Source organism: Spirosoma luteolum, from assembly GCF_054778875.1.
Window position 1 is genome coordinate 1 of sequence record NZ_BAAGZE010000005.1, and the last position, 25,545, is coordinate 25,545.

Consider the following 25,545-nt stretch of genomic DNA (forward strand, 5'->3'; position numbering starts at 1 on the left):
CCCCATCTCAACGGCACGTGCCATATCGTAGTCGATTTATAAAAGCCATGAAAGTAGCTAACTTGCTGACGTTACTGATACCCAACTTTACGACGCACAGCAAATCTTACAACTCTACAACTTCCCTTACCCCACCGGCGGGATGCCTACGCTGGTCCAGCCGCCATCGATCACCAGGCTTTGCCCCGTGATATGCCCGGCGGCCGGAGACAGCAGGAAGAGGGCCGCTTCGGCGATGTCGGTAACGGTGGCGGGCCGGCCCATGGGGGTGATGCGCGACCAGACGGGGATATAGTCGGGATCGTCGAGGGTTCGTTCGGTCAGGGTAGCCCCCGGCGCAATGGCGTTGACGGTAATGCCCAGGGGCGACAGGTCGATAACGAGTTGTTTGGCCAGCATTTCGAGCCCCGCTTTGGTCATGCTGTAGACGGGCAGGCCCGGATGACCGATGTGCCCCACCACCGACGACATAAACAGAATACGCCCACCGCGCCCCTGCAGCCGCATCTGACTGGCTGCCCGCTGCGCCAAAAAATAGCTCCCTCGCAAATTGAGGTTGACAATCTGCTCGAAGGCCGCCGGCGTGGTGCTGAACACATCCCCGAATACCGTAATGCCGGCGTTGGCAATGGCCAGATCGACCGACCCAAACCGATCGACCGCCGTATCGACGAACTGCTGGATAAAGGCGACATCGGCCGCATCGCCGGGGCAGGCTTCGCATACTCCGCCCGATTGCCGGATACGACCGGCAGCCGCGTCGGCCGCGGCCGCGTCGAAGTCATTGAGCAGCACCTGCACCCCGCGCCGGGCAAGCCCGTCGGCAATGGCAAAACCAATACCGGTGGCTGCTCCCGTAATCAGGGCCGTCGGGCGCGGTGTCGAATCAAAATCAGTTGTTGGCATAGCAGCGCGTAAATCGGGTCAGGGTCGTTCGCCGGTCGACCCTGACCCGGTCGTTACAGATCGATTAATGTGAATCGCGTCGAACCTCGCTGCCCGACCCGCCTTTCAGGAAGTCGAAGTCGGCACCTTCGTGGGCCTGCGTGACGTGGCGAATATACAGATTTACGTAGCCCCGGTCGTAACCAAGGTCGGGCGCCACGTACTGCGACCGCCGTTCGGCCAGTTCATCGTCCGACACGTGGAGGTGCAGCCGCCGGGCTTCCACGTCGAGGGTAATCAGGTCGCCGTTCTTGACCAGCGCCAGCGGCCCACCCACCGCCGATTCGGGCGAAACGTGCAGCACCACCGTGCCAAAGCCGGTACCGCTCATGCGGCCGTCGGAGATGCGCACCATGTCGTGTACGCCCAGGGCCAGAATTTTGGCAGGTAGCTGCATGTTGCCCACTTCGGGCATGCCCGGATAGCCCCGGGGTCCTACCTGTTTCAGCACCAGCACACAGTCGGGGTCTACATCGAGGGCCGGATCGTCGATGCGCGTCTTGTAGTCGTCAATATTTTCGAACACCACCGCCCGCCCCGTATGCTGCATCAGCGCGGGCGTAGCGGCCGAGGGCTTCAGCACGGCCCCATTCGGGCAGAGATTACCCCGCAGCACGGCAATACCTGATTCGGGCTTGAACGGCTTCTCGACTGTTGCAATCACGGCCGGGTCGTAGCACTGGGCTTCGGCGCAGTTTTCGCCAATCGAACGGCCATTGACGGTCAGGGCGTCGTTGTTGAGGTACGGACGCAGTTCATTGATGATGGCCGGCAGTCCACCCGCATAAAACAGGTCTTCCACGAAATGCTCGCCCGAGGGCTGGAGGTTGGCCAGTAGCGGAATGCGGGCCGACAGCCGGTCGAAATCATCGAGCGACAGCTCCACCCCCACCCGCCCGGCAATGGCGGTCAGGTGCAGAATGAAGTTGGTCGACCCGCCCAGGGCTGCGTTGACCATGATGGCGTTTTCGAAGGCTTCGCGCGTCAGCACCTGCGACGGTCGGGTGCCTTCCCGCACCAGCTCGACCATGCGCATACCGGTCAGGTGGGCAAGCACTTTTCGGCGCGAGTCGGCCGCGGGGATAGTGGCGTTGTCGGGTAGGCTCAGGCCCAGCGACTCGACCATGGCCGCCATGGTACTAGCCGTTCCCATCACGGCGCAGTGGCCTTGGCTACGCGCCATACCGGCTTCGGCGGCTACAAATTCAGCCTGACTCATCTCGCCCATCTTATACGCTTCGGCAAACCGCCACAGGTCGCTCGTTCCGATTTTTCGGCCCTGAAACCGGCCCGCCAGCATGGGCCCGCCCGACACCACCATGGTCGGGATATCGACGCTGCAGGCCCCCATGACCAGCGACGGCGTGGTTTTGTCGCAGCCGCACATCAGAATGACCCCGTCGAGCGAGTTACCCCGGATGCTTTCTTCGACATCCATACTGGCCAGGTTCCGGAACAGCATGGCCGTGGGCTTGATCTGACACTCGCCCAGCGACATCACCGGGAACTCGAGCGGGAAACCGCCGGCTTCCCAGACCCCCCGTTTGATGGCTTCGGCCAGTTCGCGGAAATGGGCGTTGCAGGGCGTCAGTTCAGACCAGGTGTTGCAGATCCCGATCACGGGTTTGCCTTCGAATTCGTGATGCGGGAAGCCCTGGTTTTTCATCCAGGCCCGGTAAATAAAGCCGTCTTTTCCGGTGCGGCCAAACCAGTCTTGGGAGCGTAAAGGCATAGCGATGTTGAAGGGGCAGCAGTACAACCGAGTGGGTATCGGCCCGACGGACGCCCGCCGGGCTACTGCCTGCGGTAGAGAGCCACCGGGCCGGCTTCTTTACCCATCGGCCGGGCAAAAAGAAGCGACGGGGGCGCCCACTTTTATACATTTTAATGTGGCTCCGCCGGAACCTCGCCCCATTGGCCAGAATCGCCCCTCCCGGCCCGGAATCCCACAAAATAAGAATTTGAACAGTTAACCTGTCTGGCCATTAGCCCGGGCCGACCCCCTTCCGATTCGTTACCCGATTGGCTATCAGCAAACTAATCGACACGCCCCTGGCGTTACCTTTCCAGTACCATCAAAATGTTGCCTTGCTTAAACGAGTTGGATTCTCTGTGTTGATGGCCGCCCTGCGCCCGTCAGTAACCGTAGCGGCCCGGCTGACAGCCGCCCCTCTGATTCCCTCCGGTTTGATTCCCGTCAGTCAGGTTGTGCACCCCGATGCCACCGTGACACCCCTCAAACCCATCATCAACAAACCCGAGTTACCCCTGCTGGATGTCGACTTCTGTGGCGAGTGTATGCCCTTCCACCAGGATGAAGTGGTTAGCCGCTGGAAACACGTGTTTACCCTGTTTCGGCCCCACGCCAGCACCCTGACGGCGCTGCGTGCCCGCGCCGACAAGTTTTTTCCGCTGATCGACCCCATTCTGGCCAAGTACGACATTCCCGACGATTTTCGGTATATCCCCCTGGCCGAGAGCGATTTGCAGCCGCACGCTGTTTCGCGGGCGGGCGCTGCCGGCTACTGGCAGCTGATGCCGGGTACGGCCCGTGCGCTGGGTCTCAAGGTAGGCCGCGGTGTCGATGAGCGGTTCAACGCCCGCAAGGCCACCGAGGCCGCCTGCAAATACCTGCGCGAGCTATATACCCAGCTGGGTTCCTGGTCGCTGGTGGCCGCAGCCTACAATGCCGGCCCCGGTCACCTCAAAAGCCAGCTTCGCCAGAACAAACAGCGCGACTATTACAGCATGGCCCTGCCCCGCGAAACGCGTTACTACCTGTTTCGGGTGCTGCTCTATAAAGAAGTCATGTCCAGGCCCGACGACTATTCGGCCTTTCTGACCCCGGCCCTGCAAACGGCCTGAGCCACCAGCGCTACCACCCAGACGGCCCGACCGGCGACCCATCAATCGCTGGCCGGGCCGTCTCGCTTTCGGGAAATCCCTCGTTATATTTGCCGAGTTAAACCTGTAGCGACTAATTTGAGTTAATAGGCAATAGCTGCCCCACCATGCTACAGGGTCGCTTTTTCCAGTCTGAATGCAGCCCGATCCCAAGTCCGCTACGCCCCCTCCTGCCGATAAGCCGGCCCGCTCCGGTGGGTTTGCCCGCTTTTTTATCAATCTGGCCGATGTTGCGGCCTTCGTGGGGCGCTTTTTTCGGGAAGTACTGGCTCCTCCCTATGAGTTCAGGGAAATTGTCCGGCAGTGCTACGAAGTAGGCGTTCGGTCACTGCTGCTCATTTCCATGACCGGTTTCATCACCGGCATCGTCTTCACCAACCAGTCGCGCCCGTCGCTGTCGGAGTTTGGCGCTACCTCGTGGCTGCCCTCGCTGATTGCCATTGCCATCGTGCGCGCCCTTGGTCCGCTCGTGACGGCGCTGATCGCTTCGGGCAAGGTGGGGTCGAGCATCGGCGCCGAGCTGGGGTCGATGAACGTAACCGAGCAGATCGACGCCATGGAGGTATCGGGCACCGACCCGTTCAAGTTTCTGGTTGTGAGCCGGGTGCTGGCCACCTCGTTTACCATACCGCTGCTAACCATGTACACGATTTTCGTGGCCCTGCTGGGCGCGTTTATCAATGTCAACGCCAACGAACAAACCAGTTTCTCGTCGTATATACAGGAAGTATTCGGGGCCATCACATACCTCGATATTTTCGCTTCCCTGCTGAAATCCATCGTGTTTGGCTTTACCATCGGTATGGTGGGCTGTTACAAAGGCTTCCATTCATCGAAAGGTACCGAAGGGGTTGGCAAAGCAGCCAACGCATCGGTGGTTACGTCGATGTTTCTGGTTTTTATCGAAGAGCTGCTGTCCCTTCAGATTGTCAGCGCGCTGCGTGGGTAAGCCGGTGCGCAGCCTGAGCCCGGCCGCCACCCGCACCCGGGCCGGTCGTTGCGGCTCTACCCGTTTATACATTCACTCATTGAGCCTATGACACCTGAACCTGTCATTCTTATCAAAGACCTGCGCAAGTCGTTTGGCGACCTGCACGTGCTGCGTGGCGTTACCCTGACGGTCAACCGGGAAGAAAACGTAGTGGTGCTGGGTCGGTCCGGAACGGGTAAATCCGTGCTGATCAAGATTCTGGTGGGTCTGCTCAAAGCCGACTCGGGTTCGGTGTCGGTACTGGGTCAGGATATCAACGCGCTGAAAGGCCGCGAACTCGATCTATTCCGGCAGAAGGTTGGTTTCTCCTTCCAGAACAGTGCCCTTTACGATAGTATGAGCATCCGCGAGAATCTGGAGTTTCCGCTGGTACGCAATGTTCGGAACCTGAGCCGGGCCGAGATCGACCGGGCGGTGGAAGAAGCCCTCGACGATGTGGGTTTGCTGCAAACCATCAACCAGATGCCGTCCGAACTATCGGGGGGGCAGCGTAAGCGGATCGGTATTGCCCGCACGCTGATCCTGAAACCCGAAATCATGCTCTACGATGAGCCCACGGCGGGTCTCGACCCCATCACCTGCATCGAGATCAATAACCTGATCAACGAGGTAAAAGTCCGCTACAAAGCCACGTCCATTATCATTACCCACGACCTCACCTGCGCCAAAACCACCGGCGACCGTGTGGCCATGTTGCTCGACGGTACCTTCGAACGTGTCGGTACGTTCGAGGAAGTGTTTGCCGATCCAGACGAACGGGTACAGCAGTTTTACCATTACAACTTTGTGAATTAAACAGTGACCACGCTTCAGGCGTTTGTGAGTTAACCCACGAACCTCTTTTCCAGCTGGCCATCATTACACGACTACACGACCATCCGAATGAGTGCAGAATCTAATAAACGATCCGTTACTGTTGGCATTTTCGTGCTGATCGGGATCATCATCTTCGTCGCCGGCGTTTTTGTGCTGGGCGGACAGCAGAAGCGATTTACGAAGAGCATCCGGCTCATGGCCGTTTTCGGCGACATTGCCGGCCTCAAGGCGGGGAATAACGTCTGGTTTTCGGGCGTCAAGATCGGCACGGTCAAGAAGATCAGTTTCTACGGCCAGTCGCAGGTAGAAGTCGACATGGACGTGGAGCAAAGCTCACAGCAGTATATCCGGAAAGATGCCAAAGCAAGCATCAGCAGCGACGGCCTGATCGGCAACAAGATCGTGGTGATTATGGGCGGCACCGTGAGCCACCCCGAAGTGGAAGATGGCGACCGGCTGCAGACCGTGGCCGCCCTCAGCTCCGATCAGGTACTCGAAACGCTGCAGGAAAACAACCGCAATCTGCTGCGCGTTACACAGGATTTCAAAGCGCTGGTTGGCAACATCCGCCGGGGCAAAGGCACGGTTGGCGCCGTGCTGACCGACTCGCTGGTGGCCAATAACTTCAAGAAAGCAATGGAAAACCTCGAAAAGGCGTCCAGCAACACCGTTACGCTGACCGGCTCGGTGTCGAAGTTTGCCGCCAAACTCAACACCAAAGGCAGTCTGGCCAATGAGCTGGTTACCGATACAACCATTTTCCGGCGCCTGAGCCGCACGGCCGCCCGCCTGGAAAGCACCGCCAACAACGCCGATAAAACGGTGGGCACGCTGAGCCAGACGACGCAGAACCTCAACAAGGCGTCGGAAAAGCTGAATAACAACAACAGCCCGCTGGGTGTTCTGCTGACCGACCAGGAAACGGCCTCGAACCTGCGCATCACGCTGCGTAACCTCAACAAAGGCACCGAGCTGCTGAACGAAGACCTGAAAGCCGCCCAGAACAACTTCCTGCTGCGAGGCTACTTCAAGAAAAAGGCTAAAAACGAAGCCAAGCAGAAAGCCGACAGTACGGCCAACATCAAATAGGCAGCCTCACTGCCAGACGCATCGTATAACGGGCGTAGTTCAGGCCAGCCGGCATGGGCTACGCCCGTTCGCTTACAATCACGTAGTAACAACAGCAGGGCACCGCCGGGCTACCGGTTTCGGTTCGGAAGATCCGGATGCGGCCGGGCTCGCCGGGTTGCCAGCTGAGCCCCACCGGCCGCGCGGCTTCCGAACTGCCCGGTTCATCGATGGGCAGCAGCATCACGTCCGGATCAGACGTGAGGGCCGGGTCGAGGGTGATGTCGGCTACCCAGCCGGGGCCGTTGTCGCTCGGGTGTGCGAGCGTTACTATCCCCGTCAGAATCACTGTATTGCGAAAGGATACCGTTGTCATAATCAGCGAGGTAAGGTTGCTCAAATGTAGGCATCTGTCTCGCCAGATACTATCCCACAAAAGGGTGACAATCAGCTGTTTTTCAACCGAGCAGCTGCTGCCACGACAGCAGCCCGATGGCGATGACAGACAGCCCCAGCCCGACCTTGTTGGCCATCGACAGGCGCTCCTGAAAAAACAGCCCTGCCACGAGGGCCGCTACCAGAATAACACCGATGTTATAAATCGGATAAACGAAAGCCCCATTGCCGCCGTAGGCCGAGAGTGCCAGCAGCAGCGTGTAGAAACTCAGGAAATTGGGAATGCCCAGCGTGACGGCTCCCGGCAGGCTCCGCCACGACAGCTGCTCCTGCCCCCGCACCAGCCGAACCACCAGCATCAGTGTCCCGGCCACAATGGCACCCAGCACCATCGTCAGCGTTACCTGCACCGTTTTGTCGGGCGAGGGGATGTAGCGGATGTTCATGTAATTGATGGTGGTGTTGGTGGCTCCGTAGAACAGAAAGACGGCTACCGGCAGCAAAGCCGCGGCTCCCCACCGACGGCCCGGCTCAGGATCGGCAGCGGGTGCGGGCTCGTCGGGAGCGGGTTTGCGGTAGGTACTCAGCCCCACCGCCACAATAGCCAGCAGCAGGCCAGCGTAGTTGAGGGCGTCGAAAGCCGTCGACCGGCCACCCTCGAACACAAACAGGCTGAAGCAGACCGGAATGACCAGCGAGAGGTTGTTGGCCAGCGACGTTACGGTGATACCCATGCGCTGGGTCGACGCCCCCGCCAGCAGAAACGTCAGGATGAAGCCAACGCCCAGCGCCAGAGCCATCCAGGTCCAGGGCTGCGCCAGATCGACCGAAAATGTCTGCCCGGCCGGCAGCAGCAGCCAGCCCGTCAGAAAGCAGACCGGATAGTTTAAAACGATAGCCTGAAAGGTGTTTACGCCAAAGCGCGGAAACAGGCGAAAGTTGAGCAGCAGGACAACCGACAGCAGCACACTCAGAACTAGAAACGTCATACGGCAGGTACAAAAAGGCAATGGGGCCAACGCCGACCCGTACCCCAAAATAACTCATGCCGGCTCCGGCAAACAATACACAGCCCACAGGGTTCGGTTACTACATTGTTTATCAAGTCATTTTGACCCCGAACGTTATGAAAAAGATCATTTTGTTAGCCTTTCTGGTCGCCGGTGGCCTCACGGTTCAGTCGTGCGGCAGTGAGAAAAAAGACAGCACCGAACAAGCCGAAGACATGAACGAAGCCAAGGCTACGGCCGTGGCCGACGACGACGCGGAGTTTGCCGTGAAAGCAGCCAATGGCGGCATGATGGAAATCGAAGCCGGGCGACTGGCGCAGGAGAAAGGCATGAGCCCCGCCGTGAAGGAGTTTGGTGCCATGATGGTGAAAGATCACTCGGCCGCCAGCGATGAACTGAAGTCCATTGCCATGAGCAAAAACATCACGCTGCCCGCCACCCTGGGTGAGGACATGCAGAAACACATCGACGAACTCGCCAAACTGTCGGGCAAGGAGTTCGATAAGAAATACGTGGATATGATGGTCGATGACCACGAAGACGACGTGAAGGAATTTGAGAAGGCCGGCGAAAACGCCAAAGATCCCGAACTGAAAGCCTTCGCGGCCAAAACGGCCGGGGTAGTCAAAGGGCATCTGGAACGGATCACCACGATCAAGGTCGACATGAAGTAAACGGGTTGACAACAGCCTTAAAAAAGGGACACGGCTTCGGCCAGCGTCCCTTTTTTGGTTTATTTGGCGTATGGTACTTCGCATCCTGTCGCTGGCCCTCCTGCTTACGGCCCCGCTTGTCGGCGCACGGGCCCAGTCAGCTTCGCGCTGGCAGGCTGCGCTGCCACAGCAACGGCTGCGAAGCCTGTCGCTGGCCATTGGCATGGCACCGTCATTGACCAGTACCGGCTATCGTCGGCAGACGCTGTATCCGGAGAGTAATGGCCAGCTGGTCGAACCGGTCTGGCTGGACAGCCGGCGAACGGGGATCGGGTTTGGCGCGGGTGCCACAGTCTACTATACCTACGCCCCCGGCTGGTCGGTGGGCGCCGGGCTGTGGTACCACCAGCAAACGATCCGGCAGCTGCGCCGGCCTGTAGCGGGGCCGGGCACCACCCTGATCCGAAGCAGGGCGCTGCGGCTGCCCCTGTCCATCACGTTTCAGCCCGGCACCCAGCGGCTCAGCCCGCTTTTTACCCTGGGGCTCCTTACCGATTTTGGATTGCCGACACAGCTGGTGGCCAGGCGGGGCAGCGAACCCACGCAGTATCTGCGCGTTGCCCAGTCCATCAATCCCACGTTTCAGGCGTCGGTGGGCGCCGGGGCAGCCTATCGGCTGGGAAGACAGCTAACGGTGCAGCTACAGCCCACACTGATCTACGGGGTGGGGCAGTTTGGCGGGGCCACCACTTTCCACCCCACGCTCGAACTGGCCCTGCAAACCCAGGCCCTGTGGCGGTTCTAGCCACTGGTCAGGGGCGGTAAATGCCCTCGTCGAGCCAGCGCATGCGGTAGGCGTTCATGGCCGTCTGCCCCAGCTGGTCGATCAGCTGGTAATTGGCCACCAGCCCCACAGCCGCCCCGATACCGGGAATGAACTGAGCCAGTTTGACCAGGTCGATATAATCGCGGTATTCCTGCTGGAACGTCAGCCAGTCGAACTGATGAATATCGGCGGGCAGCTGCCGGCTGTGTTCGGGCCAGTTGGCCAGTTGGGTATAGACCTGCTGCCGGCGCTCCTGACTCGAAAAGGCAAGCTGAAAAACAGAAAGCATGTACACCCGTTCGCGGTAGTCGCTGGTGGTGTAGCCGTAGATGGCCGCCAGTTCGAACAGCAGCTTCATCTTGATACCCATCAGCAGCGGGAAGTCGGCCAGCCCGAGCAGCAGCCCGCCGGCTCCGGTAGCGCCCCCTTCTACGGCTCCCGCCCGCTTGTAGAAATCGATTCGGGCAATGGCTTTGGTTTCGCGCTGGGGCAGCGTCAGGCCCACCGCGGGCGGCCGGTTCAGCGCTTCGGCCCCAAACAGCATGGCCCGGGTCATCTGCTTGATGGCCGCGGTGATGAGCTGGTGAATCCGGGCCGGAATAAGTTTGTTGATCCGGCGCTGCAACAGCGCCGACGTCCGGCCGAGCCGCGTGGGGGGTTGCTGCATGCGCTGCTGCCAGCGCATCAGTTCGGTCCGAACCGATTCTTCGTAGGATGACATAGCAAATAGCTGCCCGAAAAGCTGTAGTTTCGTTACCCTAAACCGGGACTGCCGCCGTTTGGTGCGCCCAGTTTCGGTTTATTCGTCTGGTTCACGTTGCTGACCTCTATGAAACCACTGGTACTCGTTTTCCTGCTGGCCCTGACCTGCGGCTGCAGCAGCTCCTCGGCCCCGGCCACCAGCGAGCCGTTGCAGACAGCCTCCCTGGCAGCGGCTACCCGGCCCGCCAACCCGCTCTACGACACCCTTAAACTGGCCGATGCCGGTCTGGCCCAGCCCATATTCGAATACGCGCTGCAGGGCCGCACTAACCTGCACAACACGCACCCCGTACTGACCATTGCCGACATGAGCCAGCCGTCGAGTCAGAAACGACTCTACGTGATCGACCTGGTGAAGAAGCAGCTGCTGTTCAATACCTACGTGGCCCACGGCAAAAACTCGGGCGATCTGGTGCCGCAGCAGTTTTCCAACACCCCGTCATCGCTCCAGACCAGTCTGGGCTTCTATCGCACGCTGAACACCTACATGGGCAAGCACGGGCTATCGCTGCAGCTGAAAGGGCTCGAAAAAGGCATCAACAACAACGTGCAGGACCGCAACATCGTGCTGCATGGCGCTAATTACGTCTGCGACGATACGGTTCGGATCACGGGCCGGCTCGGCCGGAGCGAGGGCTGCCCCGCCGTGCCCTACGCGCTCTCCAAACCCATTATTCAGGCGGTGAAGGGCGGTTCGTGCCTGTTTGTCTACGCGCCCAACACCGACTATCTCGCCAAATCGACGCTGCTCGCCACCCGGCGCGATACCCTCTGATTACCCGCCCTGGCCCTCCTGCTCGGGCAACGACCCCGTTCCTGTGGATATTTACCTGATTCGACATACCGAAGTAGCCGTAGGCCAGGGCATTGCCTACGGGCAATCGGATGTGGCGCTGACCGACAACTACCCCGAGCAGCGCGACCGCCTGCTGACTCACCTGCCCGTCGCCCCGTCCGTTATTTTTACCTCGCCCCTGAGCCGCTGCCGCCGACTGGCCGATGATCTGGCGGAAGCCCTGACCACGGGCAGCCCCATCGAAACGGCACCCGGCCAGACCGCACTGGCCGACGCTCACCGCCCCCCGGTGCAGGCCGACGACCGGCTGCGCGAGTTTCATTTCGGCGACTGGGAGCTAAAAGCCTGGAGCGCTATCGGGCGCGATGCCCTCGATGCCTGGATGGCCGATTTCGTGCGCAACCGAACACCCAACGGCGAGAATTTCGACGATCTGTCGACCCGGGTGCAGGCTTTCTGGCAAGACGCTGTTGTGCCGCTGCTGGCCACCGGCGAGGGCGGCCCCGTGCTGGTTGTTTCGCACGGGGGTGTGATTCGGGCTTTGCTCTGTTTGTTTCTGGATTTATCTTTGCAAAATGCCTATCGTATCCACCTCGACTATGGCGCTGTCAGCCGCGTCAGCCTGATCCGGACCGACCCGACAACCGCCAGTCCGCAGGGACTGGCCTACACGATTCAATACATCAACCGCTGATTTACCTCATGAAACCCCTTCAGTTAAAACTGGTTACCCTTATCCTGATTGTACTGGTGGCTGCCCTGTTCCGCCTGCTGCCCCACTGGCCCAACATGACCCCGATTGCGGCCCTGGCGCTGTTCGGAGCCGCCCATTTCGACCGCAAATGGCAGGGACTGATCGTGCCGCTGGCCGCCATGCTGCTGAGCGACGCCATCATTGGCTTTCACAGCGCAATGGGTGCCGTGTACATCAGCTTCGCACTGACCTGGCTGCTGGGTCTGTTGGCCCTGCAGCGCCCCACGGCTCTGCGCATTGCCGCCACGTCGATTGCGTCGTCGGTGCTGTTTTTTCTAATCACCAATTTTGCCGTCTGGTACGGTAGCTCGTTCTATCCCCAAACGTCGGCCGGGCTTATGGCCTGTTACGCAGCCGGGCTGGCCTTCTATAACGGCACCTCGTTTGCGCTCAACGGCCTGATCGGCGATCTGTTTTTCAGCACGGTGCTCTTTGGTGGCTACTACCTGCTCCAGCAGCGCTTCACGGTGCTGCGTCCGGTGCGTCAGTAGTCCAGACACGCCTAGATAAACGGCCCGACCTGTTGCAAACAGGTCGGGCCGTTTCGTTTCGTACGGGTTGGGTCAGGGCTGTACCGAGCCGGGTGCTGGCAGCCAGGACTCGTCGGGATGAGGGCGCAGGGCCCGCTGCAGCCAGCAGGTGCTGTGCCACGTTCCGAATTTATAACCGACGCGGTCGAATACGCCAACCGGCCGAAACCCCATCGACCGATGTAATTGTTCGCTGGCCGGATTTGGTAGTGTAATCACGGCGTAGGCGTTTACGAAACCCTGCCCGGCCAGCCGCTCGAGCAGCTGGGTGTAGAGCTGGCGGGCCAGCCCCTGCCGCTGCCCATCGGGATGTACGTAGACCGACACTTCGACCGACCACGCGTAGGCGGCCCGTTCGCGGTGCCGGCTGGCGTAGGCATATCCCAGCACCCGCCCGGCCACCTCGGCAACCAGATACGGATACTGTGTCTGAATAGCCGCTACCCGCGCGGCAAAGGCTTCGTGGGTGGGCACATCGTATTCAAACGTAGCCGCGGTATCACGTACGTACGGCGCGTAGATTGCCAGCAGCGCCGGCACGTCGGCAGGGGTAGCCAAACGGATAACCATAAGCAGCAAAAACCCCGGCCGTTGGCGGGTCGGGTTTAGTTGTTGAGCCGAATGAAACCGCCATCGAGCGGGTAATCGGTGCCGGTTACGAAGCCGGCCTCGTCGGAACACAGGTAGAGCGCCAAGGCACCCACCTCGCGGGGTTCGGCCATCCGGCCAATGGGTTGCGACTGGGATAGTTTCTCGAACATTTCGGCCTCGCGACCGGGGTAGCTTTTAGCCAAAAATCCGTCTACAAAAGGCGTATGAACCCGGGCCGGCGAAATGCAGTTGCAGCGGATGTTGTCGGCCAGGTAATCTTTGGCCACCGACAGAGTCATGGTGAGCACGGCCCCCTTCGACATCGAATAGGCAAACCGATCGGCTATGCCCACCGACGAGGCCACCGATGCCATGTTCAGGATTACCCCGCCCCCGTTGGCTTTAAAGTGCGGAATAGTCGCGAAGAGGCAGTTGTAAACGCCCTTGACGTTGATCCGAAACAGCCGGTCGAAGTCAGCTTCGCTCGTGGTATCGGCCCGGCCTACGTGGGCTACCCCCGCGTTGTTGACCAGTATATGAATGGGCCCCTGTGCCGCAATGGCGCCGATTACGGCTACGACCTGTTCCTGATTCGATACATCGACCGAGTGGGCTTCGGCCTGACCGCCAGCAGCCCGGATGTCGGCCACCACCTGCCGGGCCTGCGTATCGTTGAGTTCGAGGATGTGCACCAGCGCCCCCGCCTGCGCAAACGCCTGCGAAATGGCCAGCCCAATGCCACTGGCCCCACCCGTTACCAGCGCGGTTTTGTTTTGTAGAGAAAACATAAAATTGAGTGAAAGAGCGAAAGCGTGAAAGAGCGAAAGTGTGATCGGATAAACTGACACACTTTCGCTCTTTCACGCTTTCGCCAGTTACAAAGATACCCCCCGCTTCCAGGGGATGAAGTCGTCCTGGCCAAGGCGTTCGGCCTGGGTTATTTCCTGACCCGACGCGAGCCGGATAATGTAGTCGAGCAGGTTTTCGGCGCTCTGCTCGATGGTCTGCTCACCCTCAATAATGGGGCCGCAGTCGAAGTCGATCACATCGGGCATGCGGTCGCGCAGTCTGGTGTTGGTCGAGATCTTAACCACCGGACACACAGGGTTGCCGGTAGGCGTGCCGAGACCGGTTGTGAACAGAATCACGTTGGTACCCGAACCCGCCATACCCGTGGTTGCTTCCACATCGTTGCCGGGCGTGCAGAGCAGGTTCAGCCCCGGCGTAACCACAGGCTCGGCATAATCGAGTACATCGACCACGGGCGAGTTACCCCCCTTTTTGGCAGCTCCTGCCGATTTGATGGCGTCGGTAATGAGCCCGTCTTTGATATTACCGGGCGATGGGTTCATATCGAAGCCCGACCCGGCGGCCTGCGCCTGCGCCGAATACGCGCCCATGAGGTCGATAAACTTCTGCGCGTCGACATCATCCACGGTCCGGTTTATGAGTTCCTGTTCCACCCCGTTCAGTTCGGGAAATTCGGCCAGGACGGTTTTGCCCCCCAGCCCGACGATCAGGTCGGACAGATGCCCGACGGCCGGGTTGGCCGAAATACCCGAGAACCCGTCCGAGCCCCCGCACTTGAGACCAACGGTCAGTTTGCTCAGGGGCGCGGGCTGCCGCTCGATTTTATCTATCTCGACAAGCCCCATAAACGTCTGCTTCACCGCCTGTGCCATCAGCGCATACTCGGTACCCGCCTGCTGCTCGAAGATGTAGAGCGGCTTGTGAAAGTTGGGGTTTTGCTGCCGAATGGCGTGTTCGATCATGTCGGCCTGCAGGTGCTGGCAGCCCAGACTCAGAATGGTAGCCCCGGCCACGTTGGGGTTGTTGATAAAACCCGCCAGCAGCGACCCCAGATACGCCGAATCCTGCCGGGTGCCGCCACAGCCCATTTCGTGGGTCAGGAACTTGATACCGTCGACGTTTTTAAACGGTCGCCGGGCCACGTCAGGTCGGGCCTGGCGTGGTTCCGCATCGGGAAACGGCTGTAATTTTTCAATCGTGCTCAGGTCACCGGCTTTATACAGGCTCAGCAGTTCGTGAACCTGTTCGCGGTAGGTATCGGGCTGGGCATAGCCCAGTTCGCGCTCAAACGCGTCTTTCAGAATCAGTACATTGCGATTCTCGCAGAACACGAGCGGCACCACCAGCCAGTAATTGCGGGTACCGACCGATCCATCGGCCCGGTGGTAGCCCATAAACGTCCGGCCCTGCCAGGCCGACACATCGGGCCCCTCATAGGTGTAGGGTTGCTTGCGGTCGAGGCCGTAGCCGTCGGCATCGTGTTTCAGATTGAACGTGGTAATGGGCTCGCCCCGCCGGATGGGTTGCATGGCCTTTCCCACCAGTACCCCGTACATCGTGATGGGCTCGCCGATCTGACGATCTTCGGTAACAAACTTATGCTTGGCACTAACGGGGTAAGGCAATTCGTAGCGTTCCTGATCGAACGTAATAACGTCGCCGGCCGCCAGGTCGCGCAGGGCAACGATGACGTTATCGGCGGGGTGAACTTTAAGTACGCGGGCTGGCATTCGACAACTGGGTTTTATGGAAAAGAGTCCATTAAGCCCGAAATATACCAGCCTTTCCTAAAAAACATTCGGACGGGCGGTTGCTATTGTGGCCGGCAATCCCAAGTTTTGGCGCCGACTCCCCTGACCCGACCCGCTATGCTGACTCAATCGCCCCCCGCCGGCTCGGCGGCACTGCCCGGCCGACTGGTGTCGATGGATGCCTACCGGGGTTTTGTCATGACGCTCATGGCGGCCGAGCTGCTGCAGTTCGAAGCCCTACACCGCGCCCGGCCCGAAAACCCTGTCTGGGCCTTTCTGGCCCACCAGCAGACGCATGTGGCCTGGGTGGGCTGTAGCCTGCACGATCTAATTCAGCCGTCGTTTTCGTTTCTGGTGGGGGTGGCCCTACCCTACTCCGTAGCCAGCCGCCAGACCCTCGGCCAGTCGGACCGGGCGCAGTGGGGGCGGGCGCTGCGCCGATCGCTGCTGCTGATACTACTGGGCATTTTTCTGCGCTCGATTCACAGCGACCAAACCAATTTTACCTTCGAAGACACCTTGACCCAGATCGGCCTGGGCTACCCGTTTCTTTTCCTGCTGGGGCGCACCTCGGCTCGAACTACCTGGCTGGCGGTAGCCGGGCTGCTCATCGGCTACTGGCTGGCCTTTATCCTGTATCCGGCACCTGGCCCCGGTTTCGATTACGCGGCCGTAGGCGTTCCGGCCGACTGGCCGCACCACCAGGCAGGGCTGCTGGCGCATTTCAACAAAAACAGCAACCTGGCCTGGGCCTTCGACACCTGGTTTCTGAACGGCTTTCCACGACCGACTCCGTTTCTGTATAACGGCGGGGGCTACGCGACGCTTAGCTTCATACCCACGCTGGCAACCATGCTGCTGGGACTACAGGCCGGCCGCTGGCTGCGGTCGAGACCCGACCCGGCCCATCTGCTGCGCCGGTTGCTGGTGGCGGGCGCCATCGGCATAGCGGGCGGACTGGTGCTGCAGCTAACCGGGCTGTGCCCTATTGTCAAACGCATCTGGACGCCGGCCTGGGTACTCTTCAGCGGGGGCTGGTGCTACTGGCTGCTGGCCCTGTTTTATGGGTTGATCGACCGGGCGGGTTACCGCAGCTGGGCAAAGCCATTCGTTGTTGTCGGTATGAACTCCATCGCGATCTACTGCCTGGTACACCTCATCGACCAGTTCATCATCCAGTCGTTTCATATCCACCTGGGCCGTGCGCCCTTCCAGGTGTTTGGTACGGCCTATGAGCCCCTGCTGACTGGCCTGGCTACCCTGACTGTTTTTTACCTTATACTGCGGTGGATGTATCACCGCCAGCTCTTTATCCGACTGTAAATCACTTCCTGTCAACGCATGATCACTGCTAACCTTATCAACCTCTTCGATCAGACCATTGCCTACGGTCACCTGCATGTCGAACACGGCCGCATCAGCAAAATTGAGCTAACCGGACCCGAGCGCCCCGATGAACCCTACGTGCTGCCGGGCTTCGTCGATGCCCATGTTCACGTCGAAAGTTCGCTGCTGACGCCCCCGCAGTTTGCCCGCCTGGCCGTGGTTCACGGTACCGTGGCTACCGTATCGGACCCCCACGAGATTGGTAACGTCCTCGGCGTGGCCGGCGTCGAATACATGATTCGCGAGGGCAAACGGGTGCCCTTTAAATTTATGTTCGGGGCACCCTCCTGCGTACCCGCCACCCCGTTCGAAACGGCCGGCGCCACCATCGACCTGGCCGATATCCGGTACCTGCTCGGTCTCAAAGACATCGGCTATCTGGCCGAAGTAATGAACTTCCCCGCCGTGCTGCATCAGGACCCCGATATGATGGCCCGGCTGGCGTTGGCCAAAGCCTTCAACAAACCCATCGACGGGCATGCCCCCGCCCTTACCGGCGACGACGCCCAGCGCTACATCGACGCGGGCATCACCACCGACCACGAATGTTTTACCTACGCGGAAGGGCTCGACAAAGCCCGGCGGGGCATGCAGATTCTGATTCGGGAAGGTAGTGCCGCCCGTAATTTCGAGGCACTTATTCCGCTGCTGGCCGAGTATCCCGGACAGATCATGTTCTGCTCCGACGACAAGCACCCCGATACACTGGCCGTTGGCCATATCGACCAGCTGGTTCGGCGGGCGATTGGCCTGGGCCATTCGGTCTGGCACGTACTGCGGGCTGCCTGCCTGAACCCTGTGCTGCATTACCGGCTACCCGTTGGCCTGCTGCGCGAAGGCGATCCGGCCGATTTTATCCAGATCGACTCGCTGCGTTCGTTCCGGGTGCTGCAAACAGTTATCAATGGCGAAACGGTTGCCCGCGACGGTGTATCGGCCATTCCCGATCTACGCTCCGAGACCATCAACAAGTTTAACTGCACGGCCAAGACGCCCGAACAGTTTGCCGTACCGGCCGAACCTGGCGCGACCCACATCCGGGTAATCGAAGCCCTCGACGGCCAGCTGATTACCAATGAGCTGATCGAAGAAGCGCCCATCCGCGACGGGCAGCTCGTGGCCGATCCCAATCGGGATTTGTTGAAACTGGTGGTCGTGAACCGGTATGAAGACGCGCCCCCCGCCGTGGCGTTTATCCGGAACGTAGGGCTCAAACACGGCGCCATTGCCTCGTCGGTCGGTCACGACTCGCACAATATCACCGCCGTAGGCTGCGACGACGCGAGTATCTGCCGGGCCATCAACCTGGTTATCGAAGCGCGGGGGGGGCTATCGGCCGTGTCGGGGCTGAAACCCCACGCCCACGACGACGAGGTAATGAGCCGGCGGGCTTTCCTGCACATAACCACTACGCCCGACGAGCAGGTGCTAGCTCTGCCGGTAGCTGGTCTGATGAGCGACAGCGATGGCTATGATGTGGCAGTGCAGTACGCCAGCCTCGACCGTTTTGCCCGGCAGGATCTGGGCAGCCCCCTCGGTGCGCCGTTTATGACGCTGAGCTTTATGGCGCTGCTGGTTATACCGATGCTAAAGCTTAGCGACAAGGGCCTGTTCGACGGAAATCGGTTTTCGTTTACGCCCCTGCAAATTGTGCGATAAGTTTACCAGGTCGCCTTTTCGACCGGGGCGCCGGGTGCGGCAGCTGTGTAATACGGATTGCCGCACCCGGGCTACCAGGCCAACAACCGGCTACCCCTATCTACGAAATTTATAACACCATCAGGGAATCAGTCTGAAACGACCTCTTTATAGCCTTATTTGACTCAAACCGGCTCTTATTTAACCAACTGCAAAATTTGCAGTGATTTCTGGAAAAAATTTACCTGAGCCCTGCCTTAAATCTAATTTATTATTAATATGTTTACAGACGCCAACCTATTTCTAAACACTTTCCCTCTCTTAACTCCTACATGGCTCGCTCTTGCAATCAATCAGGCCCGGACGACGAAACGCTCTGGAATATGTTTCGGAATGGGGATGAAAACGCGTTTGCCCGACTGTATCAGAATTACGTACAGACCCTTTACCACTACTGTGCGCACTTTGCCACAGATCGCGCGCTGATTAAAGACTGCATCCACGACTTGTTTGTCGAGCTCTGGAAACACCGTACCACCATTGGCCCCACCACCTCGGTTCGGTTCTACCTGATGGCTTCCATCAAACGCAAGCTGGTACGCCACCTGACGGCTGAGCAAAAGCTGGTCAGCCAGGACGAAATCACCAATGGCCGCCGGCTGGGCGATACGCTCCCCGGCGCCGACCCCTCACACGAACACCTGCTGATCTCACACGAAGAAGATTCGTTCATGACCTCGTGTCTGCATCAGGCACTCGACAAGCTGCCCCGGCGGCAGCGGGAAGCCGTGCACCTGCGCTACTTCCAGAACATGAGCAACGAAGAAATTTCGACCATGATGCAGATAAACATCCAGTCGGTTTATAACCTGATCTTTGGCGCCATGAGTAACCTGAAGCGCTACGTTACGCCCGAAAACGTATCGCTGTAGACAGCATTCGTTTTTACCGCCAGTTCCCACAGCCCGGTCGACCCAGTAAGGTCGGCCGGGCTTTTATCTGGGTTGCACACGCCGGTTTGCGGGGGTAACTTCGCCCTATGAATACAGACGCAACGCCCCTGCCCGAACGGGTTCGGCCCCGCACACTCGACGACGTAATTGGCCAGCGCAAACTAATCGGCCCCGGCGGTTCGCTGCGCCGGGCGGTCGAAGCGGGCCGCCTGCCGTCGATGATTTTGTGGGGACCGCCGGGCGTGGGCAAAACCACCCTGGCCCTGCTGCTGGCCGAAGCCGTTAAACGCCCTTTTATCGCGCTGAGCGCCATCAATTCAGGTGTCAAAGAGATTCGGGATGTGCTGAGCCGCCCCTCGGGTATGTTTCCGCCGGTGGTTTTTATCGACGAGATCCACCGGTTCAACAAAGGCCAGCAGGATGCCCTGCTGGGCGCTGTGGAGAAGGGACAGATTACCCTGATCGGAGCCACTACCGAAAACCCATCCTTCGAGGTCAACTCGGCCCTGCTGTCGCGGTCACAGGTGTACATCCTCGAAGCCCTGAGCCGCGACGAGTTGATTCAGCTCGTCGACCGGGCCATTGCGCAGGATGCACAGTTGCGCAGCAAACAGATTACGGTGGCCTCGTACGATGCCCTGCTGCGTCTGTCGGGGGGCGATGGCCGGAAGCTGCTGAATTTGCTCGACCTGGTCGCATCGGGCCATGTGAGTGCCGAGCCGCTGGTTATCACCGACGCGCTCGTAACCTCGGTTGCCCAGCAGAACATTGCGCGCTACGACAAGTCGGGCGAGCAGCACTATGACATTATTTCGGCGTTTATCAAGTCACTGCGGGGCTCCGATCCCAACGCGGCTCTCTACTGGATGGCGCGGATGATCGTGGCCGGCGAAGACCCTATTTTCATTGCCCGTCGAATGCTCATCATGGCGTCGGAAGATATCGGCAATGCCAACCCCACGGCCATGATTATGGCTTCGGAAGCGGTGCAGGCCATCAAGGCGATCGGGATGCCTGAGGGGCGCATCATTCTGTCGCAGGTAGCCGTTTATCTGGCTACCTCGCCCAAGAGCAACGCCAGTTACGTAGCCATCGACGCGGCCATTGCCCTGGCCGAACAAACGGCGCACCTGCCGGTACCGCTTCACCTGCGGAACGCACCCACCAAACTGATGAAGGCCATTGGCTATGGGCAGGACTATCAGTACGCCCATGCCTACGAGGGTAACTTTGCCCAGCAGAATTTTCTGCCCGACGACCTGCAGGGCCGTAAGCTCTACGAACCAGGCCATAACGCCCGCGAAGCCGAAATCCGGCGCAGCCTGCAAAAATGGTGGGGCGACTGGTACGGGTATTAGGCAGGCTGCGCATGCACCACGTATAGCGACTACCGATAGCGTCGCCTGGCTATTGTGCCGGCTCCCCAGCCAGCGAACGGCCATACTGCCGGATTATGCGCCCGCTGGTCAGATACGGGCCCTCATAGCGCAGGCCCAGCTTTTCGATCAGCCCGATGGAAGGCGCATTATCAGGATTGACAATGGCCAGCAGCCGCGGTAGCCCGAGGGTCTGCCGCGCGTACGTCAGCAGGGCGCTGGCAGCTTCGTAGCCATAGCCCTGCCCCTCGAAGCCGGTTAGAAACGCAAAGCCAATATCGGGGTGATCGAGGGTATCGCGTTTGAACAGGCCACACATCCCCACCGACACCCCATCGGCTACGCGCCTGACCCGGTAGCCGCCATAGCCATGCCGGCGGTAACTGGCCTGGTAGTTGTCGCGGATGTAGGCCCGGGCATCCCCGAGCGTCCGGACGCCCCGGTCGCCGATAAAGCGCAGCCAGCCGGGGCTGTTCAGTAAATCGAGCACAAAGGGCGCATCGGCAGCCGTTACCCGGACCAGTTGCAGCCGGGGCGTTGTGAGTACTACCTCAGCGGGTAGTTCGGCGGGTTCCTCTCGGTCGATCATCGGCAGGGGGTCAGTTCGTTTTGTGGGGGCGACCGTTCAGCAGGGCCACCATCATCAGCCCGAAACCGGCGCCCTTAAGCAGGCCATCCACGACATCGGGCATGGGAAACAGGTGCTTAAGCCAGAAACCGCTGACCAGCAGCAGAAGCCCGACAGCGACAAAACGGAGGTTTGACTTTTGGCGATTCATTGGCGCAGGTAGTTTGGTCTCCTATCGGTCAGCCGACAAACGGGGGCCAGCCGCACTAAACAGGGGGTTGGCCCGAAAGTAAGGATTCCCGTCGAACTGTACCGAATACGTCGAGGCAACATGCGTACTGGGCTGGTAGGAATCGGTGGTGATGATCTGCGCGCCCGACGCACAGGCTGCTAAAAAATCGCGCCGGCCGTTGGCCCGGGCCTGACGCAGCAGCCTTCGAAACGATGGCATACGCGTAACGGAACTAAAAAAAGCCCGACTGTCGGAGACAAGTCGGGCAATACAATCCAATCAGAACGCGGTGGCTTTCAGGCGCAGGCCGCAGTCTTCGGGCAACCCAAAGACGAGGTTGAAGTTCTGCACGGCGTGCCCCGATGCGCCTTTGGTCAGGTTGTCGATTACGCTCGTAATCAGCAACTGCCCATCGTGTACCTCCAGGTGCAGCAGGCATTTGTTGGTGCCCACCACCTGCTTGATATCGACCGGTGCCTCGCTCAGGTGTGTAAACGGGTGTTCGGCGTAGTACGTCCGGTACAGCGCCCTGGCCTCCTCAATCGTCCCGTCGTAGGCCGTGTACACGTTGGCCATGATCCCCCGGGTGAAGTCGCCCCGGTACGGAATAAACTGGATGGGGGCGTTGAAATCGGGGTCGAGCTGGGTCAGGCTCTGCCGGATTTCGGCCAGGTGCTGGTGCGTAAAGGCCTTATAGATCGACACGTTGTTGTTGCGCCAGGTAAAGCCCGTGGTCGGTACGAGGGCCTGACCGGCCCCGGTGCTGCCCGTGATGGCGCTCACGTGCACCTCGCCGGTCAGTCGTTCAGCTTTTGCCAGCGGCAGCAACGCCAGCTGAATGCTGCTGGCAAAACAGCCAGGGTTGGCAATGCGGTTAGTTTCGGCAATGCGGTCGCGCTGCAGTTCGGGCAGGCCATACACGAAGTCGTCGTGTTCATCCCGAAAATCAGCGCTCAGGTCGATGATAGCGATATCGTCCGACACCTCGTATTGCGCCAGAAACGCGGCCGACGCGCCGTGGCCCGAGCACAGAAACAGGGCGTCGAGGTCATCCTGCGTCAGCAGGCCGGCGATATCATCGCCCGAAAAGAACAGATCAGTGTCGCCCAGCAGATCGGTATGGGTAGTCCAGACGGGTTTGCCGGCCTGACTCTGGCTGTGTACAAAAGCAATATTGGCAAAGGGATGGTTGAGCAGAATGCGCAGCAGTTCGCCCCCGGTGTAGCCGGCTCCGCCAATGATACCTACGTTTATTTTATCGGTCATGCTATTTTCCGGTATAGATCAATGTGCTCCTGCAGAAACTTATCCCAGGAGAATTTACCCGCCTGCACCAGCGATCGGGCGGCCAGATCGGCCCGCACCGTGCTGTTGTTGACCAGCGTCAGCATGGCCTGACACAGGGCGTCGACATCGGTGGGCGGCACCAGCAGGGCCGCGTCGCCCACCACCTCGGGCAGCGACGATACGTTGGACGTAATCACGGGCAGGCCGCACTGCATGGCTTCGAGCGGGGGCAGGCCAAACCCTTCGTAGAGCGACGGATACGCAAACGCAAGGGCACCCGCGTACAGAGCCGCCAGATCGCCGTCGGGCATAAAGCCTGTAAACACCAGCCGCGACCGAATGCGGTCGTTTTTGGCCACTTCGGCCAGCAGCGCGTCGATTTTCCAGCCCTTCGTGCCCACCAGCACCAGGTTCAGCTCGTCGGGCAGTTCGCCGGCTTCGATGAGCCGCACGAAGCACCGGATCAGGTGATCGATGTTTTTGCGGGGCTCCAGCGTGGCCAGACTGAGCAGATACGGATTGTCGCCCAGACCGAATTTCTGCCGAACGGCCTGCTTACGGGCCACATCGGTCACGGGATAAAACAAATCGGGCGATGCCGCCAGCAGGATGGGCGTTACCCGCGCCGGGTCGATGCCGGTGTAGGCGCAGAGATCGGCTTTGGTAGCGGCCGAAATGGTGGTCACATGGGCATCGGGCGGCAGCGTTTCGATGGCGTGCCGCACCGACGATTCGCCGTCGGGGAACCACTCGGGATGCAGCAGCGGAATCAGGTCGCTCACCGTGAGCAGCTTCGCCACCCGTTTGCTCGTACCAATCTCGGGCGGGATGGCGTAGAACGGCGCGTGATAGACCGAACCGGCCGCCAGCCGGCCGGCATCGAGCCGGGCCTGCTCGGCACCGAGTTGTTTGCGACCCAGGTAAAAGCCCTGCCGGATCACCTTCGAGGGGAGACTCCCCACCGCAAACGGATTGAGCAGGGTATTCTCGACACGCGCCCAGCGCTGCTCGCCCGGCGGGTTGACGAACGCCGGTGCCGACGTGCCGAACGTGGCCGTGGCATAGCGCATGGTTTCGGGCAGGTGCGTGGTAGCCGCCAGCGTCAGCCGGATGTCGGGCGCCTGTTGCAGCCCCGACACCAGCTTTTCGACGATGCGGCTAATGCCCGTTTTGGCCTGCCGGTGATAAAATCCCAGTCCGAGCGGACTGGCATCAATTGTTACGTCCACTGATCTTTTCGTAAATCATGACCTGATTGGAAGCTACTTTCGAGAAGCCCCGGACATCGTCGCCGGTCCAGGCATTGTTCATCTCGCCGTACGAGCCAAAGGCCGACGACATCAGGTCGTAATCCGATTCGATGCCGAGCACCTGGAACCGGTAGGGCGACAGCTGCACGTGCACCTTGCCCGTAACATGGCCCTGCGTATCGGCCAGGAAGGTTTCGATGTTGCGCATCACGGGGTCCATAAACTGGCCTTCGTGGAGCATGGTGCCATACCAGTTGGCCAGCTGCTCTTTCCAGTAGAGCTGCCATTTGGCCAGTACGTGCTTTTCGAGCGTGTGGTGCGCCTTGAGCAGGATCAGGGGTGCGGGGGCTTCGAAGCCCACGCGGCCTTTGATGCCGATGATGGTATCGCCCACGTGAATGTCGCGGCCAATGCCGTAGGGGCCCGCCAGTTCGGTTAGTTTCCGGATGGCATCGACCGGGTTATCGTAGGTCTGATCGCCGACCGACGGGCCCGAAATGCCTTTGATTTCGCCGTGTACAAAGGAGAGCGTAATGGTTTCGGGCTCCGATTTGGTTACCTGCGTAGGCCAGGCCGATTCGGGCAGAAACTGATCGGAGGTAAGGGTTTCTTTGCCCCCTACCGAGGTGCCCCACAGTCCTTTGTTGATCGAGTAAGCGGCCTTGTGCCACTCCTGCACCACCCCTTTCGCTTTCAGGTAATCGATTTCGGCTTCGCGCGACAGCCGCAGGTCACGGATGGGTGTAATGATCTCGGCTTCGGGAATGATAATCCGGAAGGCCATGTCGAACCGCACCTGGTCGTTGCCGGCGCCGGTGCTGCCGTGGGCAATGGCCGATGCGCCGATCTGCCGGGCGTATTCGGCGGCTGCAATGGCCTGAAAAATCCGTTCGGCGCTGACACAGAGCGGGTAGGTATTGTTCTTAAGCACATTGCCGAAAACCAGAAACTTCAGGCAGTGCTGGTAGTAATCGTCGGTTTTGGCAATGGTCGCGTGCGATTTCACGCCCAGCGAATAGGCCCGCTCCTCAATGGCTTTGATCTCCTCGTCGGAGAAACCACCGGTATCGACCAGCACGGAGTGAACTTCCATGTCCCGATCCTCGGACAGGTATTTAACGCAGAAGGAGGTATCGAGACCCCCGCTAAAGGCAAGAACTACTTTTTTCTGAGACATGGTACGAAAGACGCCGGGCAACTGCCTACCCATCGTCGGGATAGTGTTGGCGCGCAAATATCGGGCATCTCAACG

At 59.9% G+C, this 25,545-nt stretch carries 27 protein-coding genes; 13 read left to right on the forward strand and 14 right to left on the reverse strand.

The genetic code is table 11. The annotated features are described in order from the left end of the window. Nucleotides 1-126 precede the first annotated feature (126 nt). Nucleotides 127-906, reverse strand: coding sequence for an SDR family NAD(P)-dependent oxidoreductase (locus tag ACYVAC_RS07615; protein WP_461097013.1), 780 nt, complete (start codon nucleotides 904-906; stop codon nucleotides 127-129). A 64-nt stretch (nucleotides 907-970) separates the two neighbouring features. After that, nucleotides 971-2,677, reverse strand: coding sequence for an IlvD/Edd family dehydratase (locus ACYVAC_RS07620; RefSeq protein WP_461097014.1), 1,707 nt, complete (start codon nucleotides 2,675-2,677; stop codon nucleotides 971-973). 356 nt (nucleotides 2,678-3,033) lie between these two features. Here ACYVAC_RS07620 and ACYVAC_RS07625 point away from each other — a divergent pair, with 356 nt between their 5' ends. The 4 genes from ACYVAC_RS07625 (at nucleotide 3,034) to ACYVAC_RS07640 (ending at nucleotide 6,745) form a co-directional block, all read left to right on the forward strand. Beyond that, the gene (locus ACYVAC_RS07625) at nucleotides 3,034-3,810 is read left to right on the forward strand and encodes a lytic transglycosylase domain-containing protein (RefSeq protein ID WP_461097015.1); all 777 of its coding nucleotides are present in this window, start codon (nucleotides 3,034-3,036) and stop codon (nucleotides 3,808-3,810) included. A gap of 175 nt (nucleotides 3,811-3,985) precedes the next feature. Beyond that, nucleotides 3,986-4,798: an MlaE family ABC transporter permease gene (locus ACYVAC_RS07630; protein WP_461097016.1), complete on the forward strand. Its 813-nt coding sequence runs from the start codon at nucleotides 3,986-3,988 to the stop codon at nucleotides 4,796-4,798. Nucleotides 4,799-4,885: 87 nt separating this feature from the next. Beyond that, nucleotides 4,886-5,635: an ABC transporter ATP-binding protein gene (locus ACYVAC_RS07635; RefSeq protein ID WP_461097017.1), complete on the forward strand. Its 750-nt coding sequence runs from the start codon at nucleotides 4,886-4,888 to the stop codon at nucleotides 5,633-5,635. Between the two features lie 87 nt (nucleotides 5,636-5,722). Beyond that, a complete protein-coding gene (locus ACYVAC_RS07640; protein ID WP_461097018.1) occupies nucleotides 5,723-6,745 on the forward strand; it encodes an MlaD family protein in 1,023 nt (340 codons plus the stop codon). 58 nt (nucleotides 6,746-6,803) lie between these two features. On the opposite strand, the gene ACYVAC_RS07645 is transcribed toward ACYVAC_RS07640, so the two are convergent. Together ACYVAC_RS07645 and ACYVAC_RS07650 are read right to left on the reverse strand one after the other, a co-directional pair. Continuing rightward, nucleotides 6,804-7,100, reverse strand: coding sequence for a hypothetical protein (locus tag ACYVAC_RS07645; protein WP_461097019.1), 297 nt, complete (start codon nucleotides 7,098-7,100; stop codon nucleotides 6,804-6,806). 82 nt (nucleotides 7,101-7,182) lie between these two features. Beyond that, nucleotides 7,183-8,109 (reverse strand): EamA/RhaT family transporter, encoded by a 927-nt coding sequence (locus ACYVAC_RS07650; protein WP_461097020.1) that lies wholly within the window; start codon nucleotides 8,107-8,109, stop codon nucleotides 7,183-7,185. 137 nt (nucleotides 8,110-8,246) lie between these two features. On the opposite strand from ACYVAC_RS07650, the gene ACYVAC_RS07655 reads away from it, so the two are divergent. Beyond that, nucleotides 8,247-8,804 (forward strand): DUF4142 domain-containing protein, encoded by a 558-nt coding sequence (locus ACYVAC_RS07655; protein ID WP_461097021.1) that lies wholly within the window; start codon nucleotides 8,247-8,249, stop codon nucleotides 8,802-8,804. Nucleotides 8,805-8,874: 70 nt separating this feature from the next. Beyond that, nucleotides 8,875-9,588 (forward strand): PorT family protein, encoded by a 714-nt coding sequence (locus ACYVAC_RS07660; protein WP_461097022.1) that lies wholly within the window; start codon nucleotides 8,875-8,877, stop codon nucleotides 9,586-9,588. Between the two features lie 7 nt (nucleotides 9,589-9,595). Here ACYVAC_RS07660 and ACYVAC_RS07665 read toward each other — a convergent pair whose 3' ends face one another. Further along, nucleotides 9,596-10,330 carry an EcsC family protein gene (locus ACYVAC_RS07665; protein WP_461097023.1) on the reverse strand — a complete coding sequence of 245 codons (735 nt, stop codon included), beginning with the start codon at nucleotides 10,328-10,330 and terminating at the stop codon, nucleotides 9,596-9,598. A gap of 108 nt (nucleotides 10,331-10,438) precedes the next feature. Between ACYVAC_RS07665 and ACYVAC_RS07670 the strand changes: the two genes are divergently transcribed. From ACYVAC_RS07670 to ACYVAC_RS07680, 3 genes are read left to right on the forward strand one after another with little or no spacing between them, the layout of a single operon-like run. Beyond that, nucleotides 10,439-11,146 carry a murein L,D-transpeptidase catalytic domain family protein gene (locus ACYVAC_RS07670; RefSeq protein WP_461097024.1) on the forward strand — a complete coding sequence of 236 codons (708 nt, stop codon included), beginning with the start codon at nucleotides 10,439-10,441 and terminating at the stop codon, nucleotides 11,144-11,146. A gap of 43 nt (nucleotides 11,147-11,189) precedes the next feature. Continuing rightward, a complete protein-coding gene (cobC, locus tag ACYVAC_RS07675) occupies nucleotides 11,190-11,861 on the forward strand; it encodes an alpha-ribazole phosphatase family protein (RefSeq protein ID WP_461097025.1) in 672 nt (223 codons plus the stop codon). A gap of 8 nt (nucleotides 11,862-11,869) precedes the next feature. Continuing rightward, nucleotides 11,870-12,412 (forward strand): DUF6580 family putative transport protein, encoded by a 543-nt coding sequence (locus tag ACYVAC_RS07680; RefSeq protein ID WP_461097026.1) that lies wholly within the window; start codon nucleotides 11,870-11,872, stop codon nucleotides 12,410-12,412. A gap of 72 nt (nucleotides 12,413-12,484) precedes the next feature. Here ACYVAC_RS07680 and ACYVAC_RS07685 read toward each other — a convergent pair whose 3' ends face one another. From ACYVAC_RS07685 to ACYVAC_RS07695, 3 genes are all read right to left on the reverse strand, one after another. Further along, a complete protein-coding gene (locus tag ACYVAC_RS07685; protein WP_461097027.1) occupies nucleotides 12,485-13,021 on the reverse strand; it encodes a GNAT family N-acetyltransferase in 537 nt (178 codons plus the stop codon). 35 nt (nucleotides 13,022-13,056) lie between these two features. Beyond that, nucleotides 13,057-13,830, reverse strand: coding sequence for an SDR family NAD(P)-dependent oxidoreductase (locus tag ACYVAC_RS07690; protein WP_461097028.1), 774 nt, complete (start codon nucleotides 13,828-13,830; stop codon nucleotides 13,057-13,059). 87 nt (nucleotides 13,831-13,917) lie between these two features. Then, complete coding sequence (locus ACYVAC_RS07695; RefSeq protein ID WP_461097029.1) at nucleotides 13,918-15,582, reverse strand: UxaA family hydrolase; 1,665 nt, start codon at nucleotides 15,580-15,582, stop codon at nucleotides 13,918-13,920. A gap of 138 nt (nucleotides 15,583-15,720) precedes the next feature. Between ACYVAC_RS07695 and ACYVAC_RS07700 the strand changes: the two genes are divergently transcribed. From ACYVAC_RS07700 to ACYVAC_RS07715, 4 genes are all read left to right on the forward strand, one after another. Further along, a complete protein-coding gene (locus ACYVAC_RS07700; RefSeq protein ID WP_461097030.1) occupies nucleotides 15,721-16,926 on the forward strand; it encodes an acyltransferase family protein in 1,206 nt (401 codons plus the stop codon). Nucleotides 16,927-16,944: 18 nt separating this feature from the next. After that, nucleotides 16,945-18,648 carry an adenine deaminase gene (ade, locus tag ACYVAC_RS07705; RefSeq protein WP_461097031.1) on the forward strand — a complete coding sequence of 568 codons (1,704 nt, stop codon included), beginning with the start codon at nucleotides 16,945-16,947 and terminating at the stop codon, nucleotides 18,646-18,648. Between the two features lie 311 nt (nucleotides 18,649-18,959). Then, a complete protein-coding gene (locus tag ACYVAC_RS07710) occupies nucleotides 18,960-19,559 on the forward strand; it encodes an RNA polymerase sigma factor (RefSeq protein ID WP_461097032.1) in 600 nt (199 codons plus the stop codon). Nucleotides 19,560-19,666: 107 nt separating this feature from the next. Continuing rightward, on the forward strand, nucleotides 19,667-20,938 hold the full coding sequence (locus tag ACYVAC_RS07715) for a replication-associated recombination protein A (protein WP_461097033.1): 1,272 nt from the start codon (nucleotides 19,667-19,669) through the stop codon (nucleotides 20,936-20,938). A 49-nt stretch (nucleotides 20,939-20,987) separates the two neighbouring features. Here ACYVAC_RS07715 and ACYVAC_RS07720 read toward each other — a convergent pair whose 3' ends face one another. Genes ACYVAC_RS07720 through ACYVAC_RS07745 form a run of 6 tightly spaced genes read right to left on the reverse strand, consistent with a single transcriptional unit; the run spans nucleotide 20,988 to nucleotide 25,470 of the window. Then, nucleotides 20,988-21,545 (reverse strand): GNAT family N-acetyltransferase, encoded by a 558-nt coding sequence (locus tag ACYVAC_RS07720; RefSeq protein ID WP_461097034.1) that lies wholly within the window; start codon nucleotides 21,543-21,545, stop codon nucleotides 20,988-20,990. A 10-nt stretch (nucleotides 21,546-21,555) separates the two neighbouring features. Then, the gene (locus ACYVAC_RS07725; protein ID WP_461097035.1) at nucleotides 21,556-21,735 is read right to left on the reverse strand and encodes a hypothetical protein; all 180 of its coding nucleotides are present in this window, start codon (nucleotides 21,733-21,735) and stop codon (nucleotides 21,556-21,558) included. A 21-nt stretch (nucleotides 21,736-21,756) separates the two neighbouring features. Beyond that, nucleotides 21,757-21,975 (reverse strand): Ca2+-dependent phosphoinositide-specific phospholipase C, encoded by a 219-nt coding sequence (locus tag ACYVAC_RS07730; protein WP_461097036.1) that lies wholly within the window; start codon nucleotides 21,973-21,975, stop codon nucleotides 21,757-21,759. Between the two features lie 60 nt (nucleotides 21,976-22,035). Next, nucleotides 22,036-23,022, reverse strand: a complete 987-nt coding sequence (gene argC, locus ACYVAC_RS07735) for an N-acetyl-gamma-glutamyl-phosphate reductase (protein ID WP_461097037.1) — start codon at nucleotides 23,020-23,022, stop codon at nucleotides 22,036-22,038. Beyond that, nucleotides 23,019-24,272 (reverse strand): glycosyltransferase family 4 protein, encoded by a 1,254-nt coding sequence (locus ACYVAC_RS07740; RefSeq protein ID WP_461097038.1) that lies wholly within the window; start codon nucleotides 24,270-24,272, stop codon nucleotides 23,019-23,021. The genes argC and ACYVAC_RS07740 overlap by 4 nt, the downstream gene beginning before the upstream one ends. Continuing rightward, nucleotides 24,256-25,470, reverse strand: coding sequence for an argininosuccinate synthase (locus ACYVAC_RS07745; RefSeq protein WP_461097039.1), 1,215 nt, complete (start codon nucleotides 25,468-25,470; stop codon nucleotides 24,256-24,258). Before ACYVAC_RS07745 ends, ACYVAC_RS07740 begins: the two co-directional genes overlap by 17 nt. Nucleotides 25,471-25,545: the final 75 nt, after the last annotated feature.